General features: G+C 68.5%; 18 protein-coding genes. 4 read left to right on the forward strand and 14 right to left on the reverse strand.

The features are described from left to right. Positions 1-60: 60 nt before the first annotated feature. The 4 genes from AC50YC_RS05555 to clpS all read right to left on the reverse strand — a co-directional run bounded on the left by AC50YC_RS05555 (position 61) and on the right by clpS (position 2,942). Positions 61-858, reverse strand: a complete 798-nt coding sequence (locus AC50YC_RS05555) for an MBL fold metallo-hydrolase (RefSeq protein WP_354169962.1) — start codon at positions 856-858, stop codon at positions 61-63. Further along, positions 855-1,883 (reverse strand): glutamate racemase, encoded by a 1,029-nt coding sequence (gene murI, locus AC50YC_RS05560; RefSeq protein WP_494952590.1) that lies wholly within the window; start codon positions 1,881-1,883, stop codon positions 855-857. Before murI ends, AC50YC_RS05555 begins: the two co-directional genes overlap by 4 nt. Before the next feature lie 131 nt (positions 1,884-2,014). Further along, a complete protein-coding gene (locus AC50YC_RS05565) occupies positions 2,015-2,581 on the reverse strand; it encodes a DUF2017 domain-containing protein (RefSeq protein WP_494952591.1) in 567 nt (188 codons plus the stop codon). Next, a complete protein-coding gene (clpS, locus tag AC50YC_RS05570) occupies positions 2,574-2,942 on the reverse strand; it encodes an ATP-dependent Clp protease adapter ClpS (protein ID WP_494952592.1) in 369 nt (122 codons plus the stop codon). The genes AC50YC_RS05565 and clpS overlap by 8 nt, the downstream gene beginning before the upstream one ends. A 37-nt stretch (positions 2,943-2,979) precedes the next feature. On the opposite strand from clpS, the gene AC50YC_RS05575 reads away from it, so the two are divergent. The 3 genes from AC50YC_RS05575 to AC50YC_RS05585 all read left to right on the forward strand — a co-directional run bounded on the left by AC50YC_RS05575 (position 2,980) and on the right by AC50YC_RS05585 (position 5,461). After that, a complete protein-coding gene (locus AC50YC_RS05575; protein WP_494952593.1) occupies positions 2,980-4,308 on the forward strand; it encodes a nicotinate phosphoribosyltransferase in 1,329 nt (442 codons plus the stop codon). After that, a complete protein-coding gene (locus AC50YC_RS05580; RefSeq protein ID WP_494952594.1) occupies positions 4,308-5,003 on the forward strand; it encodes an isochorismatase family protein in 696 nt (231 codons plus the stop codon). Before AC50YC_RS05575 ends, AC50YC_RS05580 begins: the two co-directional genes overlap by 1 nt. Positions 5,004-5,110: 107 nt before the next feature. Then, positions 5,111-5,461 carry a hypothetical protein gene (locus tag AC50YC_RS05585; RefSeq protein WP_494952595.1) on the forward strand — a complete coding sequence of 117 codons (351 nt, stop codon included), beginning with the start codon at positions 5,111-5,113 and terminating at the stop codon, positions 5,459-5,461. Between the two features lie 101 nt (positions 5,462-5,562). On the opposite strand, the gene AC50YC_RS05590 is transcribed toward AC50YC_RS05585, so the two are convergent. From AC50YC_RS05590 to AC50YC_RS05625, 8 genes are all read right to left on the reverse strand, one after another. Beyond that, positions 5,563-7,347 carry a DEAD/DEAH box helicase gene (locus AC50YC_RS05590; RefSeq protein ID WP_494952596.1) on the reverse strand — a complete coding sequence of 595 codons (1,785 nt, stop codon included), beginning with the start codon at positions 7,345-7,347 and terminating at the stop codon, positions 5,563-5,565. Between the two features lie 219 nt (positions 7,348-7,566). Beyond that, positions 7,567-7,875: a DUF3039 domain-containing protein gene (locus AC50YC_RS05595; protein WP_494952760.1), complete on the reverse strand. Its 309-nt coding sequence runs from the start codon at positions 7,873-7,875 to the stop codon at positions 7,567-7,569. Between the two features lie 90 nt (positions 7,876-7,965). Further along, the gene (nagB, locus tag AC50YC_RS05600) at positions 7,966-8,748 is read right to left on the reverse strand and encodes a glucosamine-6-phosphate deaminase (RefSeq protein ID WP_494952597.1); all 783 of its coding nucleotides are present in this window, start codon (positions 8,746-8,748) and stop codon (positions 7,966-7,968) included. 100 nt (positions 8,749-8,848) lie between these two features. After that, positions 8,849-10,420, reverse strand: coding sequence for a transporter (locus AC50YC_RS05605; protein ID WP_494952598.1), 1,572 nt, complete (start codon positions 10,418-10,420; stop codon positions 8,849-8,851). Continuing rightward, positions 10,402-11,208, reverse strand: coding sequence for an ABC transporter ATP-binding protein (locus AC50YC_RS05610; RefSeq protein WP_494952599.1), 807 nt, complete (start codon positions 11,206-11,208; stop codon positions 10,402-10,404). Before AC50YC_RS05610 ends, AC50YC_RS05605 begins: the two co-directional genes overlap by 19 nt. 89 nt (positions 11,209-11,297) lie before the next feature. Further along, positions 11,298-12,398: an NADH:flavin oxidoreductase/NADH oxidase gene (locus AC50YC_RS05615; protein ID WP_494952600.1), complete on the reverse strand. Its 1,101-nt coding sequence runs from the start codon at positions 12,396-12,398 to the stop codon at positions 11,298-11,300. Then, complete coding sequence (locus AC50YC_RS05620) at positions 12,398-13,405, reverse strand: co-chaperone YbbN (protein WP_494952601.1); 1,008 nt, start codon at positions 13,403-13,405, stop codon at positions 12,398-12,400. The genes AC50YC_RS05615 and AC50YC_RS05620 overlap by 1 nt, the downstream gene beginning before the upstream one ends. A 158-nt stretch (positions 13,406-13,563) precedes the next feature. Next, positions 13,564-15,375, reverse strand: a complete 1,812-nt coding sequence (locus AC50YC_RS05625; protein ID WP_494952602.1) for a hypothetical protein — start codon at positions 15,373-15,375, stop codon at positions 13,564-13,566. Positions 15,376-15,691: 316 nt separating this feature from the next. Between AC50YC_RS05625 and AC50YC_RS05630 the strand changes: the two genes are divergently transcribed. Continuing rightward, positions 15,692-16,876: an AI-2E family transporter gene (locus tag AC50YC_RS05630; RefSeq protein ID WP_494952761.1), complete on the forward strand. Its 1,185-nt coding sequence runs from the start codon at positions 15,692-15,694 to the stop codon at positions 16,874-16,876. Positions 16,877-16,967: 91 nt separating this feature from the next. On the opposite strand, the gene AC50YC_RS05635 is transcribed toward AC50YC_RS05630, so the two are convergent. Further along, complete coding sequence (locus tag AC50YC_RS05635) at positions 16,968-17,774, reverse strand: alpha/beta hydrolase (protein WP_494952603.1); 807 nt, start codon at positions 17,772-17,774, stop codon at positions 16,968-16,970. Positions 17,775-17,821: 47 nt separating this feature from the next. After that, complete coding sequence (locus AC50YC_RS05640) at positions 17,822-18,175, reverse strand: Rv1322 family protein (RefSeq protein WP_494952604.1); 354 nt, start codon at positions 18,173-18,175, stop codon at positions 17,822-17,824. Between the last annotated feature and the right edge of the window lie 10 nt (positions 18,176-18,185).

The raw sequence follows: 18,185 nt of genomic DNA on the forward strand, positions 1-18,185 counted from the left end.
CGGCCCGTCCGGACTGTTTCGGGAGCTGTCCGTACCTGGCCGTACCAAAGAGGGGCAGGCTCAGATCGTGTAGTGCACGCCTGCCACGGCCACTGCCACGTGCTGGCCGAAGACGCCCTTGGCTTCCGCCATGACGGTGGTCGGGGACGTCCAGACCGGGATGTGGGTCAGCAGCAGCCGCCGGGCGCCGGCAGCGACGGCGGCCTCCCCGGCCCGCTTGCCGGTCAGGTGCACGTCCTTGATGCCGTCGTCGCGGCCCTCCTCGAAGGCTGCCTCGCACAGGAACAGGTCGGCGTCGCGGGCCGCGTCCTCCAGCCCGCCGCAGGAGTCGGTGTCGCCCGAATAACTCAGCACCCGGGTGACGGGGTTGCCGTCCTTGTCCGGTTCCGTGACCTCCACGCGGAGCGCGTAGGCCTCCTCCACCGGGTGGTTGACGGCGTACGGGGTGACCGTGAACGGGCCCACGGTCACCGGCTTGCGCTCGGACCAGTTGCTGAAGTCGAATTCCTCATGCATGCCGGGGTCCAGTTCGAGTCCGTAGGCGGTGGCCATCCGGTCGGCGGTCGCGGCGGGCCCCCAGACCGGGATCCGGCCCCGTCCCCAGCCGCCTGGCTTCCAGCGCACCGCGACGTGGAGCCCGCACAGGTCCATGCAGTGGTCCGGGTGCAGGTGGGTGAGGAAGATCGCGTCGATATCCTCCAGGTCCGTGTACCGCTGGATGGCACCGAGCGCGCCGCTGCCGAGGTCCAGGACGATTTTCCAGTTCCGCTCGCCGTCGCTGGCGGTCAGCAGATAGCACGACGCCGGCGAGCCGGGCCCCGGGAAGGACCCGGTACAGCCCACGATGGTCAGCTTCACAGCAGTGTTCCCCCGCCCGCGGATCCGCCCACGAAGTTGGAGATCCGGGGGCGGTTCGTGCCGGCCTGCGCGGCGGCGATCATTTCCGGCGTGATCCGGGCCAGGCTGCCTGTGGGGTACTGGGCCGCGACGTGGTCCACGTGGCGGACACTGAGCACCTCGGGTCCAAGGAAGCGCCGGGCGAGGTGCTCGAACTGTTCGGCGTCCCCCGTGGCGATGAAGTTGTGGGACGGGGCCGAGGCGTCGGTCCGTTCCAGCCCGCGGGAGGCCAGGGCCCGGTAGACGTCCTTTGCTGTCTCCTCGGCGCTGGAGACGAGTGTGACGTCCTCCCCCATGACATAGGAGATGACGCCGGTGAGCAGCGGATAGTGCGTGCAGCCCAGCACCACGGTGTCCACCCCGGCGGCCCTGAGCGGCTCCAGGTATTCGCGGGCAACGGCGAGCAGCTCCGGTCCGGTGGTGATTCCGGCCTCGACGTAGGAGACGAAGGCTGGGCAGGCCGCGGAGGTGATGTGCAGGTCCGGGGCGGCGGCGAAGGTGTCCTCGTAGGCGCGGGAGCCGACGGTGGCCGAGGTGCCGATCACCCCGACGCGGCCGCTGCGGGTGGCCGCGACAGCGCGGCGCACGGCCGGCTGGATCACTTCGATGACCGGGATCCCGTAGCGGGCGGTGTAGCGTTCCCGGGCGTCGCGCAGCACGGCGGCGGACGCCGAGTTGCACGCGATGGTCAGCAGCTTCACGCCGGAATCCACCAGCTCATCCATCACGCCCAGGGCATTGGCCCGGACCTCGGCGATGGGGAGCGGGCCGTAAGGGCCGTTGGCCGTGTCGCCGACGTAGAGGATGGATTCGTTGGGCAGCTGGTCGATGATGGACCGGGCCACGGTGAGTCCGCCGACGCCGGAATCAAACACACCGATGGGACGTGATCCCATCTGGCTGGCGGTCTGGCTGCTGGCGGTACTGCTCGCTGGGGAGTCCGCAACAGCTCCCGCTGCCGGATCCATGCTCGATGCTGAAGTCATGATTATTCGAGGATAGGGCTTAGCCGAGGGTGCGGCCATCTCATTGTGTCGTCCGACTCATGTCAAATGTGTCACACGCGCCCGGCACCTCCGAAGCCCGCCGGCACCTTGTGGCGCTATTCAGCCGCACTTCAGCCGCGTATCTCCAGCGACTGCAGCATCGCCTGGACCAGCGATTCCTGCAACCAGGTGGTGAAGTTGTAGACCAGGGCCAGGTAGCTTTCGACGTCCTCGGCCTGGGACCAGTCCTGCATCAGGTGCACGTGCCCGGCGTCCTCGTCGTCCCGGATATCCAGGCGTTCGGCCAGCACCAGCCGGACATCGTTGAGCGCCATGGACCAGTGCCGCGCGTCGGCGGGGGCCAGGACCAGCTCGTCCTTGTCCAGCCCGAGGGACGCGGCTTTTAAGGCGCCGATCTTGCTTTCGCGCAGCGACCGCTCGGTGTACCGGCGGAATTCCAGCGAGGCGGCGTCGTCGGTCTTCGAGACGTTCGGGAGCAGCCGGCGCAGGGCACGGTCCGAGGGTTCGCGGGCATCGGCGTCAAGTCCGACGAGCGCGGCCAGCGGGTCCTGGTTGGCGCGTTCCTCCGGCTCCAGCATGGACACAACGTCGTCGAAGAGGCTGCGCAGCAGTTCCCGTTCGGCCGGTTCCAGGTAGCCGGTGATGCCCTTGATGCCGTATTTGAATGCCTTAGCCACGTTTTCCTTTGCCCTTGCCTGATCCTGAGCCCGAGCCGCCGCCGGTGGCCTTCTCCACCGTGGCCCAGAGGCCGTAGCCGTGCATCGCGACCGCGTGCTGCTCCACCTGCTCCTTGCTGCCGTGCGCCACGATGGAGCGCCCCTTCTTGTGGACTTCGAGCATGAGCTTGTTCGCTTTGGCCTCGGAATAGCCGAAGTAGCTGCGGAACACGAAGCTCACATAGCTCATCAGGTTCACCGGATCGTTCCAGATCACGAGGTTCCAAGGGATGTCCGGGGCGGACAGGACATCGGTCGACGTCACTGTTCCGGTCTGGGTGCTCTCCTGGGTGTCAGGGCCGAGCGCAACGCTGAGGGTCATCTGTCCATTCTATGGGGATGCGCACTAGAGTGAATTTGTGAGTTCATCAGCTGGCTGGGACCGTCCCCGCACGTCCCTGTACACCGACCATTACGAGCTGACCATGCTGCAGGCCGCGCTGCATTCCGGCGCCGCCCACCGCAAGTCAGTGTTCGAGGCCTTCGCCCGGCGCCTGCCGGACGGGCGCCGCTACGGCATTGTGGGCGGCACAGGCCGGCTGCTGGAGGGCATCGCGGACTTCCGCTTCGGCGACACCGAAATCGATTTCCTCCGCCGCACCAAGGTGGTCAACGAGGAGACCCTGGACTATCTGGCCGAATTCTCCTTCTCGGGCGATGTCTGGGGTTACGCGGAGGGCGAAGCGTACTTCCCGAACTCCCCCATCCTTATCGTCGAGTCCACCTTCGCCGAGGCCTGCATCCTCGAGACCTACATCCTCTCGATCCTCAACCACGACAGCGCCATCGCCTCGGCGGCCTCGCGCATGATCACCGCGGCCGGCAGCCGCCCCTGCGTGGAAATGGGCTCGCGCCGCACCCAGGAGGAGTCCGCCGTATCCGCTGCCCGCGCCGCCATCATCGCCGGCTTCGACAGCACCTCGAACCTGGAGGCCGGCCTGCGCTACGGGCTCAAGACCGTGGGCACGGCCGCGCATTCCTTCACTCTCCTGCACGACACCGAGCGCGAGGCCTTCGAGGCCCAGATCGCCTCGATGGGCGCCGGCACCGCGCTGCTCGTGGACACCTACGACGTCGAGACAGCGGTGCGCACCGCCGTCGAGCTGGCCGGCGACAAGCTCGGTGCGGTGCGCCTGGACTCCGGCGACCTCGTGGCCCAGGCGCAGTGGGTGCGCCAGCTCCTGGACGAGCTGGGCAATGAGCGGACCCGCATCATCGTCACCTCCGACCTCGACGAGTTCGCCATCGCCGCCCTGCAGTCCGCGCCGGTGGACTCCTACGGTGTCGGCACCTCCCTCGTCACCGGTTCCGGCGCCCCGACGGCCAGCATGGTCTACAAGCTGGTCAGCCGGACCGACGACGGCGGCGACTTCGTTTCCGTCGCCAAGGCGGCCAAGAACAAGACCAGCAAGGGAGGGCGCAAGTACGCGCTGCGCAAACTCAACGAGCGCGGCACGGCCACGCAGGAAATCATCGGAGTCGGACACCGCCCGGACGACGACGGAAATGACCGGCCCCTGCTGCAGCAGTTCGTCAAGAACGGCGAACTCCTGCCCGGCTGGACCGGTCCGGAGGGTGTGCTCCGCGCACGCCAGCGCCACGCGGACACCATGAAAGAGCTGCCCCCCGTCGTCAACCGGCTCCAGCGCGGCGAGGCAGCCATCCCCACCATCTACGAGGAGAACTGATGTCCCGCGCCCTGATCATCGTCGACGTACAGAATGACTTCTGCGAGGGCGGCTCCCTGGCCGTCGAGGGCGGGGCGGAGCTCGCCGGTGCCATCAGCGAGTACGTGGACGCACACCATGGCCAGTTCGACCACGTCGTGGCGACCCAGGACTGGCACATCGATCCGGGCGCGCACTTCTCGGACAGCCCGGACTTCGTCGACAGCTGGCCGAAGCACTGCGTGGCCGGAACCCGCGGTGCCGAGCTCCATCCGGACCTCGACACCGAATACATCCAGGCCTACTTCCGCAAGGGCCAGTACACCGCGGCCTACTCGGGCTTTGAAGGTCTGCTCGCGCCCGACGACGCCGTTCCCACCGGGGACCGGAAGCCCGGCGCCATGCCGGTCGCCGGAGGTTCTTCCGGCAGCGGAGCCGGGGCTGCCGACGGCGAGGCCGCCGGCAGTGACTTTGCCGCCAGTGACCCCGCCGCCGGCGAGGACGCGATCGGGCTCGACGACTGGCTGCAGAGCCACGACGTCGAGGACGTCGTGGTCGTCGGGATCGCCACGGACCACTGCGTCAAAGCGACCGCGCTGGACGGCGTGCAGGCCGGCTACTCCGTCACCGTGCTGCGGGATCTGACCGTGGGGGTCGCCGAGGATCTGGACGACGCCATCGCGGAGATGGAACTCGGCGGCGTCGACATCGCCTGACGCGCTGGCGTCTCCCTGGCCGGACCGCTGACGGGAAAGCAGCGGCCTCGCAGTAGACTCGGAATCCTTGCCAATAACGTCTGACCCGTAAAACCCCGGAGTACACCATGAAGAAGACCCTGACCGTCCTGATCGCTGCCGGGGCCCTGCTCGGCGCTGCCGGCTGCTCGGCCACCCCTCAAGACACCACCGAGGAAACCTGCGCCCGGATCCAGACCGTCGGCGCGGGTCCGACGTCCAACGAGGACCGGGCCGGGATGATCCGCCTCGGCAACCGCCTCCGGCCCATCGAGGCCACCGCGTCCGAGGAACTCCAGGCGCCCCTGCACTCCATCATCGAATTCCTGGACGAGTCGGCGAAGGAAAACCCGGACTCCGCGAAGCTGCAGGAGATGCAGGCCAGCTACACCGCCGCCGGCCAGACCCTCAGCGAGCTCTGCGGCGCGGGCGGCCAGTAGCGCTTCACCCTCATCGCCGGGAACTCGCGACAAGCCGCACAAAAAGGGACCGGGGCCTGGACTGAACAGTCCGGGCCCCGGTCCCTTAGTGTGTCCGGCGGCTACTTCCGGCCGATGAACCAGTCCTGAAGTTTCCGCAAGCGGGTCTGCAACTGCTCCTCGTTGGCCTGGGCCACCGCCGGGCCGCCACAGACCGTCCTGAGCTTGGTGTGGATGACGCCGTGCGGCGTGCCCGTGCGCGCCGACCAGGCCGCGACATTCTTCGCCAGTTCGGTGCGCAGGTCCATCAGCATCCGGTGGTCCGGCACGGCCGGTACCGCAGCGGAAACCGCACCCTGCGGGGCGCGCGCGTTCTTGCGGCTGAGCTGCTCGTGCTGTCGCTGGCGCAGCAGCGTGCCGACCTGTTCGGCGTCGAGCAGGCCGGGAATCCCGAGGAAGTCGAGCTCGTCCTCCGAGCCCACTTCGCCACCGGTGCCGAACTCGCCGCCGTCGAACAGCACGCGGTCAAAGGACGCCTGCGAATCCAGGGCCTCAAACTTGCCCTTCGTCAGCGAATCGGACGCTTTCTCCTCGCGGTTCGCCTCGTCCATGAGCGAGTCTTCGGGGTTGAAGAGACCGTCGCCGTCCTCCTTCTCCGGGCGGTCCAGGGCGTGGTCGCGCTCGGCCTCCATGGAGTTCGCCAGCGCCATCAGCTGCGGCACGGAGGGCAGGAAGACCGACGCCGTCTCGCCGCGTTTCCGGGCGCGCACGAAGCGCCCCACGGCCTGGGCGAAGAACAGTGGCGTGGCGGTGGACGTCGCGTACACCCCCACGGAGAGCCGCGGCACGTCCACGCCTTCGGAAACCATGCGCACGGCCACCATCCAGCGCTTCTCGCTGGCGGTGAACTCCTCGATCTTGCTGGAGGCCTTCGCGTCGTCGGAGAGAATCACCGTGGGTGACTCGCCCGTGATCCTCTTCAGCTGGCCGGCGTAGGCACGCGCGTCCTCGTGGTCGGTTGCGATGACCAGCCCGCCGGCGTCGGGAACGGTCCGGCGCACCTCACTGAGGCGCTTGTCCGCCCCGGCGAGCACCGCCGGGATCCATTCACCCGCGGGATTCAGCGCGGTCCGCCACGCCTGGGACGTGACGTCCTTGGTGACCGCCGACTCGCCGAGCGAGGCGGCCATCTCCTCGCCGCCGCTGGTGCGCCAGCGCATCTGCCCGGAGTAGGCCATGAACATGACGGGACGGACCACGTGGTCCCGGAGCGCCTTGCCATAACCGTACGTGTAGTCCGCTTTGGACCGCCGGATCCCGTCCCGGTCCTCGGCGTATTCCACGAACGGGATCGGCGAGGTGTCGGAACGGAATGGCGTACCCGTCAGCGAGAGCCGGCGTGCTGCGGGCTCAAAGGCTTCGCGGAGCCCGTCGCCCCACGAGAGGGCCTCGCCGCCGTGGTGGATTTCGTCGAGGATGACCAGCGTGCGGGCGGCCTCGGTCTTGGCCCGGTGCAGCATCGGTTTGCTCGCCACCTGCGCGTAGGTGACCGCGACGCCGATGAAGCCGCGGCCGTGCTGGCCGTCGGCGTTCTTGAAGTTCGGATCGATGGCGATGCCCACCCTCGCGGCGGCGTCGGCCCACTGCCGTTTCAGGTGGTCCGTGGGCGCCACGATGGTGACGCGGTTGACGACGTTGGCCTCGATCAGCATGGAGGCCACCCGCAGCGCGAAGGTTGTTTTGCCGGCGCCGGGCGTAGCAACCGCCAGGAAGTCCTTCGGATGGGTGGTGAAGTAGCTGTCCAGCGCTTCCTGCTGCCAGGCACGGAGCTTCGGCGCGGTGCCCCAGGCTGCCCGCTCGGGATACGCGGGAGGCAGCACGGGTCCGCCAAAGAGTGTCTCTGTCACTTAGGTGCCCTCCATTCCGCGCACTGCTGCCGCTGCCGGAGAAACCCAAATAAGCACAAAAACACCAATCTTTTCGGATGAACCGTAAGCAATCACCGGCCAGCATGGGCCGGGCATCATTCACCGGGAGAACAGGGGTCCCCGGCGCACCGCGGCGCGGCTGAGAAACCGGGCGCGGGGGCGCGCAAGACTCTGGCGTCGCCGCTTTGTGTGGCCGCGCTACTTGTCGCCGGAACCCTTGCCGCCGTCTTTGCCCGGGCGGAGGCCGTCGTAGACCTCTTTGCATTCGGGGCAGACGGGGAACTTCTTCGGATCGCGGCCCGGCGTCCAGACCTTGCCGCACAGGGCGATGACAGGCTCGCCGGACAGTGCGGATTCCATGATCTTTTCCTTGCGCACATAGTGCGAGAAGCGTTCCCGGTCACCGGGTTCCACTTCCTGGCGCAGTTCCTCGCGCTCGATCGTGGCCGTCGACGTCCCGGCTCCGGAGAGCTCGCGCATCGGGTCGTTTTCGAGAGGATCGGTCATGCTGTTCATGAGACCCATCTTAGCCGCTGGATCGGTCGGTGGTGCGACGGACGGGCGGCGGCATGGCGGCTTCATCGCGAAAAGGGCGCCCTACAGACCCTGCCACGACGGCTTGTTCTCATAGCTGTGCCGGTAGTAGTCGGCGAGCCGCAGCGAGGATGCCGCCGCCTCGTCCAGCAGGATCGTGGCGTGCGGGTGCAGCTGCAGGACGGACGCCGGACAGATGGCGGCGACCGGTCCTTCCACGAGGTCGCGGACCGCCTGGGCCTTCTGCGCGCGGGTGGCGATGAGGATCACATGCCGGGCCTCCAGGATGGTTCCCAGTCCCTGCGTCAGGACGTGGTGCGGAACCTTGGACAGGCTCCCGAAGAACCGTGCATTGTCCCGGCGTGTCTGCTCGATCAGCGTCTTGATCCGGGTCCGCGAGGCAAGGGACGAACCGGGCTCGTTGAACCCGATGTGGCCGTCCGTGCCCACGCCCAGCAGTTGCAGGTCCACTCCCCCGGCCCCGCGCAGGGCGTCCTCGAAGGACCGGCAGGCGGCCGGGATGTCCGCGGCGGAGCCGTCCGGCCCCAGGACATTCGCAGGGTTGATGTTCACGCGCTCGGTGAACTCCCGCCTGATCACCTCCCGGTAGGACTCCGGGTGGCCGGACGGCAGCCCCACATACTCGTCGAGGGCGAAGCCGCGCACCTGGCCGAAGTCCAGGCCGTCCCGCTCGTGCCGCAGTGCCAGCTCGTTGTACACCGGCAGCGGGGATGAACCTGTTGCCAGGCCCAGGACGGCGTCGGGCCTGCGCTGGAGCAGCGCCCCGATCGCTTCCGCCGCGAGGGCGGCAATCGGTTTACTCCCGGAGAGAATGACGACTTCCATGGCCCTGCCTTTGTCCTTGCCTTGCCCGCGGCCTGTGCCGTGCCCGCGGCCGGATGTGCCTTAGGGGCAGGGTATCCCAGTCCCGGCCACCGCGCCCGCGTCAGCGGTTGACGGCCAGCTGGGCCAGCAGTTCCGGCCCCCGGGCGTCGAGCCATTTCCCGCCCAGCCGGACCCCGCCGGCGAACAACGCGAGCCCCAGGACGGGGCCGAGGACCAGGTTGATCCAGCCGGGGACCACGCTGCCGGTGACGAACTGTGCCACCAGCAGCACCATCTCGGGGGCCACGAGCAGGAGCAGGACGCCCATGCCGCCGAATTGCACCGCCATGGTCTGTGCCACATTGCCCGGCGGCTTTTTGAAGGGACTGTCCCCGGGCAGCGGCACGGCGACGGTGTAGCGGGCCGAGACCACCGAGGACAGTCCCATCCCGCTGAACAGGACACCGAGGGACAATCCGAGCACCCCGGGCAGGAGCTGCCAGTCCGCGCCGATCAGGAACGGCAGGATGCTGAGCGCCAGCACCGCCGGCAGGGCAAAGACCAGGCACGCCACGGCACGGCCCAGCCGGTCGTGGACCCCCCTCACTCCCGTAGAGAGGTGCAGCGCGAAGGCGGTGTTGTCGTAGGAGACATCCGTTGAGATGGACCAGGCCAGCAGGAACGCGGTCAGCGGGCCGATGAAGAGGAGCATTCCGTAGGATCCGGTCTGGGCGGCCTGGAACAGGAGCAGCACCGGCAGCAGCGGCACCACGACCAGGGCGCCCGCGTAGCGCGGGTCCCGGAGCCAGTAGCTCAACGACCGCGCCGCCACCGCGCCCGTCGGCGTCGCCGGAAACAGCCCAAAGAAACCCAGCCCGCCGGCTTTTTTCCTGGACGCGCCGGCGTACGGCGGCGTCACCAGCGCCCGCTGCAGCAGGAGCTTCCAGCAGAGAGCGAGCCCGGCCAGCGTAGCCAGCGCGATCAGTAACTTGAGCGCCGCGGCGCCGTAGTTGCCCGCGGCCAGTTCGCCGCCGAGGGACCACGCGGCCCCGGCCGGGGTCCAGGACAGCGTCCTGGCAAGTCCGGTCAGGAAGTCCCCGGAGCTCCTGATCCCCTCGGCGACACCCGCCACGATCGGCCCCATCAGGACCAGCGGAATCAGGAAAATCACGGCGCTGGCGTCCTTGAACCGGCGGGAACTCGCCAGCCCTGCAGTGGCAGTGGTGACCACTTTGGACAGCACAATACAACTCAGCACACCGAGGACCGCCCCGATCAGGGCACCGGCCGCACCGGGCAGGTTCCGGGACCAGGTCCCGACGGTCCCCAGCGCCACTAGTGTGGTCGCCGTGCCCGGGATTCCGATCAGCCCGCCGAGGGCCAGGCCGGTCAGCAGCTGCGGCATCGGCACGGCGAAGGTGGTGAACCGTGCCGGGTCCAGGGTCAGGTCCGCGGCGGAGGCAGCGACCGGGATAACGGCCCAGCCCAGCAGCGCCGCGGCGCCGCCCAGCACAACGACCGTCTGCGCCACACCGGCTTCCGCCCCGCGGAGGAACTGCAGCCCGGTGATGCCGAGCACCACGAGCCCCAGCGCATACAGCGTGCCGATACCCAGGCCCACCAGCTGCCACGGGCTGCGCCGGACGCTGTTGCGCAGCAGGGTCAGTTTGAGCCTTAGAAGGTGCGCAACCATTCCAGCCCCTCCGTGTGGTTGCGCCCGCCGACCAGCTGGACGAAGCGGTCTTCGAGGGACTCCCCCGCACGGACGGCGTCCACCGTCCCGGCGGCAAGGACCCGCCCGGCGGCGACGACCGCCACGTGGTCGCACATCCGCTGGACCAGGTCCATAACGTGGCTGGAGACAATGACGGTACCGCCGGACGCCACATAGCGGTCCAGGATGTCGCGGATGTTGGCTGCCGATACGGGATCCACGGATTCGAACGGCTCGTCCAGGACCAGGAGCCGGGGCGCGTGGATCAGCGCCGAGGCGAGGGCGATCTTCTTGGTCATGCCGGCGGAGTAGTCCACCACCAGCGTTCCGGCATCCGGGCTAAGGTCCAGGGCGGCGAGCAGTTCCTTGACGCGCGCGGCCACCACGTCTTTTTCCATGCCGCGCAGCAGGCCGGCGTAGCTCACCAGTTGCTCGCCGGTCAGCCGGTCGAAGAGCCTGACGCCGTCCGGGAGGATGCCCATCAGCTTCTTGGCCTCCAGCGGCCGCTGCCAGACATCCACGCCGTGCACGAACGCCGTGCCGAACTCGGGCCGCAGCAGACCGGTGGCCATAGACAGCGTTGTGGTCTTGCCGGCGCCGTTCGGGCCGACGATCCCGTAGAAGGAACCCGCCGGAACGTCCAGGCTGAGACCGTCGACGGCGATTTTGTCGCCAAAGCGCTTGGCGAGACCCCGCAGTGACAGTGCGGGAACAGCCTGGCCCGTCTGGTTTTCGGGGGCAGGCGGATGCGGTTGCTGGAAAGTCATGTCGTTAGACTAACCGCCCGGGTTGGTGGAAGGGATCGTCCGCAAGGCGTACCCCTGCCGGCGGAGCTCTCTCTCAGCCAGAAGGCCTGTTAGAAGGAGTGGCGGGGAATGGCCCGTTCGTACTGTGGCGGCCACGCCAGCTCATGGCCCAGTTCGAAGGCAGCCCGCAGCCACCAGTGCGGATCCCGGAGGGCTGCACGGGCGATAAAGACACCATCAGCCTGGCCGGTCGCGACGGCATGCTCGGCCTGGCCGGCCGAGGTCAGCAGCCCCACGGTGCCGGTCTTAACGCCGGTTTCCCGTCGGATCCGGGCGGCAAACCCGGTCTGGTAGCCCGGTCCCACCGGGATCTGCTGGTAGGCAACAGCCCCGCCGCTGGAGACGTCCACGAGGTCCACTCCGTGGTCCGAAGCCGCCCTGGCCATCCGTACCGAGGCCTCGGCGTCGATGCCACCCTCGGCCCAGTCGGACGCCGAGATCCGGAGCAGCAGCGGCATGGAGTCGGGAATGACATCGCGCACGGCATCGACCACGGCGAGGGTCAGCCGGTTCCGGCCGGTCTCGTCGCCGCCCCAGCGGTCGGTGCGGTCGTTGACGAGCGGACTCTGGAACTGGTGCAGGAGGTAACCGTGGGCGCCGTGGATTTCGATCGTGTCGAATCCGGCTCCGACGGCCCGGACCGCGGCGGCAGCGAAATCCTCGATGACGCCGTTGATTTCCCCTTCCGTCATCGCCGAAGGGGCCTCGTAGCCGTCAAAGGCTCCGGTGCCGGGGCCGACGGTGGGCCAGCCGCCGTCGTCGGCAGGCACGGTGCCCTGCTTTCCGGAGAAGGGCCAGTAGGAGGAGGCCTTCCGGCCGGCATGCGCCAGCTGGGTACCGATCCTGGTGTCCGCGGTGCCGTGGCGGTGCACAAAGGAGGTGATCCGTTCCCAGGCTGCCGTCTGGTCGTCGTTGTAGAGCCCGGCGTCCCGCGGGCTGATCCGTCCGGCGGCGTTTACGGCGGCGGCCTCGGTGAGGATCAGGGCTGCCCCGCCGGTGGCGAAGGAACCCAGATGCATCAGGTGCCAGTCGTTGGGCACGCCCTCCCCGGTTTCCGGCCCGCAGCTGTACTGGCACATGGGAGACACCCAGCCGCGGTGCTGCAGGTGCAGGGACCGCAGGTCCAACGGCGTGAAGAGGGCGGAGCCCACTAGAAGAGCACCCGCGCGAGGTTCTGGCGCGCCTTCGCCACCCGGTCATCGCCGGTGCCGACGACGTCGAACAGTTCCAGCAGCCGGACCCGTGCCGTTTCCCGCTCCGGGCCGAAGTTCCGGCCGATGAACGCGACGATCCGGCCGAGGCCGTCCTCCACGTGTCCGCCGGCGACGTCCAGGTCGGCCACGCTGAGCTGGGCCTCCAGGTTGTCCGGTTCGGTGGCGGCTTGCTGGCGCAGCGCCTCGGTGTCCGCGGCGGAGAGCGGCTGGAGCCGGCCCATCAGCTCCACCTGCGCGAGTCCGGCCTTGGCCTCGACGTCGGCGGGCATTTCGAGAAGGGCCTGGCGGTAGGCGTCCGCGGCCGCGGCGTAATCCCCGGCCTCGATGGCGTCGAACGCCTTCTGGTGCAGGGGCGGCAGCGGCGGAGCCTCCTGCTCGGCGGCGCCGGGTCCGCCCGCGCCGATTTGTCCGGTCACGCCGTTGGTGGCAGCGACCTTGAGCAGTTCGTCCAGGAGGCTGCGGACCTGCGGTTCCTCGGCACCGCCCTGGAAAAGGGGTATCGGCTGGCCCTTGACGAGGGCCACAGCGGTGGGAACGGCCTGCACCTGGAACGCCTGGGCAAGCTGCGGGAACACTTCGACGTCGGCGGCGCCAAGGACCAGCCGGCCCGCATAGCTGTCCACGATCCGTTCGAGGACGTCCACCACTTCGGCGGAGCCGGGCGAGTAAGCCGCCCAAAGCGCGACAACGACCGGGACCTGTGCGGACAGCTCCACGAGTTCCTGGAAGTTTGCCTCGGTGATATCAACCCGGAGCGCACGGGCGGGTTGTTCCGCGTCGCCGGTACCCGCGGCAGGGGCCCCGGGAACCGCTGGCGTGCCGGCGGCGCCGGGCGCGGCTGGTGCCGCGGGACGCTGTTTCAGGGAGGACAGGTCGACCGCACCCCGCAGGTTGAGCGGGTTGGCGGCAGCTGGCGGGACCGGACGGGAAGCTGGCGAAGTCATGGTTCCACTCTAGCCATATCAGCCCGGGCCGGTGCCACCCGAAGGCGCCCGGGCAACAGAAAAGACCCGGCCCCGTGGCCAGGTCTTTTCTGTTGCCGCCCGTACTGCCAGCAATGCTGGTGCCTGGGCTGCTGGTGTCAGCGCTGCTTGCGGCCGGCCTACTTGAAGCTGGCTCCCACGAGGCCACGGGTGGCGGCCACGAGTTTCATCGGGTCCTGGGAACCGGCCGGCGGGATGTAGACGGCCACGGACTCGGCGAAGTTCAGCACCATGCCGGTGCTGGTCTCCTTGCCGCCGGCCAGGGCCGCTGCGTCGTCACCGATCGTCAGCTTGTCGCCGGCGGCCTTGGGGGTGCCGTCGAAGGCGAAGTCCAGGCGGCCCAGGGCCAGTGCCCCGCCGTCGGCAGTCCGGAACACCACAACACTCTCCGGGACCATCTTGTGGGTGAAGGAGAAGACGCCGTTGACGCCCGAGCTGACCACATCCGCCTGGTAGGCCAGAGTGTCCGCGATATACGGGGAGGACTCGCCCTCGGCCACCTTGTCCTTGAACGCGGATTCGGCGGAGTTCAGCCGGTCACCCAGGGCGCCCAGCGCTTCCTCGCCGCTGTAGGGCAGACCCGACTTGTCGGCAGGAGCCAGGGTCTCGGTACCGCCGCGGGCGATCCCCGGGAAGGTCGTTCCCGGCTGCAGCGGCGTGGTGAGGACCAGCTTGTAGTTGTCCCGCGGCGAGGCCTGGGTCAGGGTGAGCAGCTGCGGAACGACGTTGCCCTCGCCCTGGGTAACCGCCATGACCGTGCGCGGCCAGCTGCGCTGTTCGGTGACCACGGTGGTGAGGAGCTTGGTGGCACGCACCGGCATCCGGGGCTCGTACGAGCCGACCTGGGAGCGGATCTTATAGTTCTGCGTGCGGACCTCGAGTTCGGGTCCGGCCATGCGCGGCTCCAGCTTGCTGGCGTCCTTGGCCGCGTCTCCGGCGTCGACCGCGCTGGCAACCTGTTCAAGGATGCGGCGGAACTGGGCATCAACCACGACCGGCGAAGCCGGAGCCTGCTCCGCCGCGGCAGAAGAAGTGCTCGGTGACGGGGCGGGCGTCTGAGTCGCCTGGGCCGCCACGCCGCTGCCGGCGACGGCAGTGGCTGTCAGCACGGCCACGACCGCTCCGGAGCGCCGCAGGCGCTGCGCCGCGGAGGCCGGTGCTGCGATGGACTGCTCTGAGGCGTTCTTCGGGGCGGTGCTGGCTTCTTCGGAGGCCCGGGGGGCAGCGCCCTTGGAATCAACGGCCGATGCGCCGCTGCCGGAAGTGCCGCTGCCGGAAGTGCCGCTGCCGGAACCGGCACCGTCTGTTCCGGGGCGGGAGCCGGACTTGGGCTTGAGCACCAGCAGCACGGCGCCGGCCAGGATCAGCAGGCCGCCGATGACCATCAGGGGAATGGCCCACGGAGTGGAGGTGTCGTTCGGGAAGGTCATGGTGATTGAGCTCGGGGCCGGCTTGGTGCCGTCCGTCGCGAGCAGCAGCGCCCAGTCGCCGTCGGCCGGCGGGGTCCAGTTGTACTTCAGCTCGCCGCTGGCGTTCTCCGTGCTGACCCACAGGTCCGAGCCGGCCGGCGAGGGCGCGGTGGGTTCCCCGTCAGCGTGGGTCAACTGCAGTGCTTTGCCGTTCTCGGTCACGCCGGAGACGGTGTTGTGCGCGGTGGCGCCGACCCAGGCGTCGACGTCGTCAGGGCGGCCCGCGGCCAGCATAAAGCTGCCCTCGCCTTTGACGTTGATCGTCACGGTGCCGTCGTGCAGGGTACGGAGCTTCTCGTCGAAAACGGTCAGCGGAGCGGCGGTGGCACCTGAGGGGGCGGTGGCGGTCACGGTCTCCGGCGGAGCCCAGAATGTCTTCTGGCCGATACCGGCCAGCAGTGTCAGGAGGCCCAGCAGCACTAGTGCAACTGCAGTCTTGAAACGCAAAATATTACCTATCATCAGCGGACACTTAGCTTCAATAGTAACCGTTTTGTTACCACAGAGTCAGATCGGGCTGTTTGTCAACCCCTCCCGGGTTCTGCGCAGCAGCCTTAAAGGGCGCCATAACAAGCCTGCTGATAGTGTTTGCGTTGATCATCACACTGGGGCCGACGCAGCGTCTCCGCCGGGGATATACAGAGAATAAAGGGCTTTCAACGCAGTGACAGGACACACGGACTCGTCCCCCACAGGACCGGAAGAAGACCAGGAATCCGGCAGCACGGTGGGCAGTCCGCAGGAGCAGGTTCCCCCCCGCCGCGCGGCCCTGGCCGGGATGCTGAACTCGATGGCCCACCGCTTGCGCCAGCCCCTTCCTGGGGCCCAGCCGCGGCTCCGCTTCGAGATGCCCCCGGAGCAGGAGGACGACGAGACGACGCCCGAGACCGAGAAGGGCACCCGCTTCGGCAATCCCGGCCCGCGGATGTCCTCCCAACACCCCCTCTACGTCGGGTTTATGGGGACGGTTGGCGTCGGCGTGGCCCTGCTGGTCTACTGGATCGGCTCCAACACCACCCAGCTGATCCTCTGGATCGTGGCGGCGCTCTTCATCGCCCTGGGCCTGGACCCGGTGGTGCGCTGGCTCGAGGGAAAGAAGCTCCCCCGCGCCGCGGGCATTGTGGTCGCGGTTTCCACCCTGGCCCTGGGCGTCGCAGCCTTCTTCGCCACGCTGATCCCCACGATCGTCCAGCAGGTCACCCAGATCGTCGAGGAGGCGCCGCGCTGGATCACGGACTTCATTAACTCCGACTTCTTCCGCAGCATCGACAACCAGTACGGGGTGCGCGAACGCATCACCCAGGAGCTGGAGAAGTTCGTCAACGACCCGGAGGCGATGGGTGGCATCTTCGGCGGTGTCGTCGGCTTCGGCTCCACCGTGGCGAACGGACTGTTTGGCGCCCTGATCGTGCTGGTGCTGAGCCTTTACTTCCTCGCCGCCCTGCCGGCCATGAAGAAGTGGGGCTACCGCCTGGCCCCGCGGTCCCGCCGGGCCAGGGTCGAGGCCCTGTCCGAGGAAATCACCGGATCGGTGGGCAACTACGTGATCGGCCAGGCCGTCGTCGCCCTCGTGAACGCAACGTTCGCGTTCATCGTGATGACGGTGATCGGCGTCCCGTTCGCCGTACTGCTGGCCTTCGTGGTTGCCCTGCTGGCCTTCATTCCGCTGGTTGGCGGGCTGATTGCCGGTGTCATCGTCACGCTGATCGCCCTCACGGCGGGCTGGCAGACCGCCGTCGTCTATGCCATCTGCTACTTCGCCTACCTGCAGTTCGAGGCCTACTTCATCTCTCCGCGCATCATGCAGAAGGCCGTCGCAGTTCCCGGCGCCGTCGCAGTCATCTCGGTGATCGCCGGCGGCAGCCTGCTCGGTGTCCTGGGCGCGCTGATCGCCATCCCCACCGCGGCCGCCATCATGCTCCTGATCAAGGAAATCTTCATCGTCCGCCAGGACAAGCACTGACAAGCACTGACATTTCCGCTACAGAAAAGGACAGCCGCTGCGTGGATCCACGTAGCGGCTGTCCTTTTCCGTAGCGGAAAGGCAGGGGCCCTCAGGCGTGCGCCGTGGCCACCGGACCGTCCCATTCCTGCGGCAGTTCAGTCCCGGCGGCGCCGGCACCGCCCGGCAGCACTTCGTCGACAATCTCGTTGAGCACCCGGCCGGCGTACTTCTCCCCCACCCACAGGTGCTTGGCTCCGTCCACGCCCACGACGCGGGCCTGGGGCACCGCCCCGAAGCGCTCCGCGGCCTCGGCCGGCTGGAGGTAATCGTCAAGCTCGGGAACCAGAACCTTAAGCGGCTTGCCGGAGGCTGCCCACTCCTTGAGGTGCAGATCCGTGGCCCGGTGCAGCGGGGGCGAGAGCAGGATGGCACCTTCCACCTCGGAGGCCACCGGTTCCGACGCCCCGTACATCAGCGCGAGTTCGGTGCCGAAGGACCAGCCCACCAGCCAGCGGTTCGGCAGGCCCCGGTCGACGGCGAACTGCACCGCCGCCTCGACGTCGAGGCGTTCGCCGATGCCCTCCTCGAATGCTCCCTCGGAAGTTCCCCGCGGTGATCCGGTGCCTCGGGTGTTGAACCGGAGCACGGCGATTCCGGCCAGGGCGGGCAGCCGGTAGGAGGCCTTCCGGTAGACGTGCGAGTCCATGAAGCCGCCGTGGGTGGGCAGCGGATGCAGCGTGATCAGGGTGGCCTTCACCTCGCCGGACTCCGGGAGCGCCAGCTCCCCGACGAGTTTGTGTCCGTCACTGGTGCGGAGCTCCACGTTCTCCCGGCGGGCCGGGAGAACGGTGGAGGCTCGGATCGCGGTCGGTGCGGAAGGCTGGCTGAAGACGTACGACGCCGGGTCAAAACTCATGCGTCCAGCTTAGCGAAAGCCGCCGGCAAAGCTGTCCGTGCCGGCACTCAGCGGTACCGGTAGCTGCGTGAGGTCCAGCAGTTGGTGTGCCAGTGCCGCCGCTCCGCGAGACCCGCGGCAGCCCCGAAAAGATGGTCCTCGGACCAGACGACGAGGTGGGCCACGCCGGGCAGCACCGCCGTCGAGCAGCCCGGACAGATATAGGTCTTCTCCGCACGGCCTGCGGTCACGGGCCGGACCGACCACTCGCCGTCCGGCGCGCTCTCCCGCCGCGCGAAGCCCGAGCGTGCGCGCTCCAGGTCCAGCTCCGGCACCGGCCCGCCCTTGACTCCGGGCTTGGCGGCTTTGCCTGAGCCGGCTCGTCCTGACACGGCTCGGCGGGGGCGGTTGGAGCGGGGCATGGTTCCATTC

Source organism: Pseudarthrobacter sp. MDT1-56 (assembly GCF_059383555.1).

Excerpts from the sequence above, each read along its gene's own strand:
- murI (WP_494952590.1), bottom strand. The coding sequence starts at position 1,883 with ATGACTTCAGCATCGAGCATGGATCCGGCAGCGGGAGCTGTTGCGGAC.
- clpS (WP_494952592.1), bottom strand. The coding sequence starts at position 2,942 with ATGACCCTCAGCGTTGCGCTCGGCCCTGACACCCAGGAGAGCACCCAG.
- AC50YC_RS05580 (WP_494952594.1), top strand. The coding sequence starts at position 4,308 with ATGTCCCGCGCCCTGATCATCGTCGACGTACAGAATGACTTCTGCGAG.
- AC50YC_RS05585 (WP_494952595.1), top strand. The coding sequence starts at position 5,111 with ATGAAGAAGACCCTGACCGTCCTGATCGCTGCCGGGGCCCTGCTCGGC.
- AC50YC_RS05595 (WP_494952760.1), bottom strand. The coding sequence starts at position 7,875 with ATGACCGATCCTCTCGAAAACGACCCGATGCGCGAGCTCTCCGGAGCC.
- nagB (WP_494952597.1), bottom strand. The coding sequence starts at position 8,748 with ATGGAAGTCGTCATTCTCTCCGGGAGTAAACCGATTGCCGCCCTCGCG.
- AC50YC_RS05605 (WP_494952598.1), bottom strand. The coding sequence starts at position 10,420 with ATGGTTGCGCACCTTCTAAGGCTCAAACTGACCCTGCTGCGCAACAGC.
- AC50YC_RS05610 (WP_494952599.1), bottom strand. The coding sequence starts at position 11,208 with ATGACTTTCCAGCAACCGCATCCGCCTGCCCCCGAAAACCAGACGGGC.
- AC50YC_RS05620 (WP_494952601.1), bottom strand. The coding sequence starts at position 13,405 with ATGACTTCGCCAGCTTCCCGTCCGGTCCCGCCAGCTGCCGCCAACCCG.
- AC50YC_RS05625 (WP_494952602.1), bottom strand. The coding sequence starts at position 15,375 with ATGATAGGTAATATTTTGCGTTTCAAGACTGCAGTTGCACTAGTGCTG.
- AC50YC_RS05630 (WP_494952761.1), top strand. The coding sequence starts at position 15,692 with ATGCTGAACTCGATGGCCCACCGCTTGCGCCAGCCCCTTCCTGGGGCC.
- AC50YC_RS05635 (WP_494952603.1), bottom strand. The coding sequence starts at position 17,774 with ATGAGTTTTGACCCGGCGTCGTACGTCTTCAGCCAGCCTTCCGCACCG.
- AC50YC_RS05640 (WP_494952604.1), bottom strand. The coding sequence starts at position 18,175 with ATGCCCCGCTCCAACCGCCCCCGCCGAGCCGTGTCAGGACGAGCCGGC.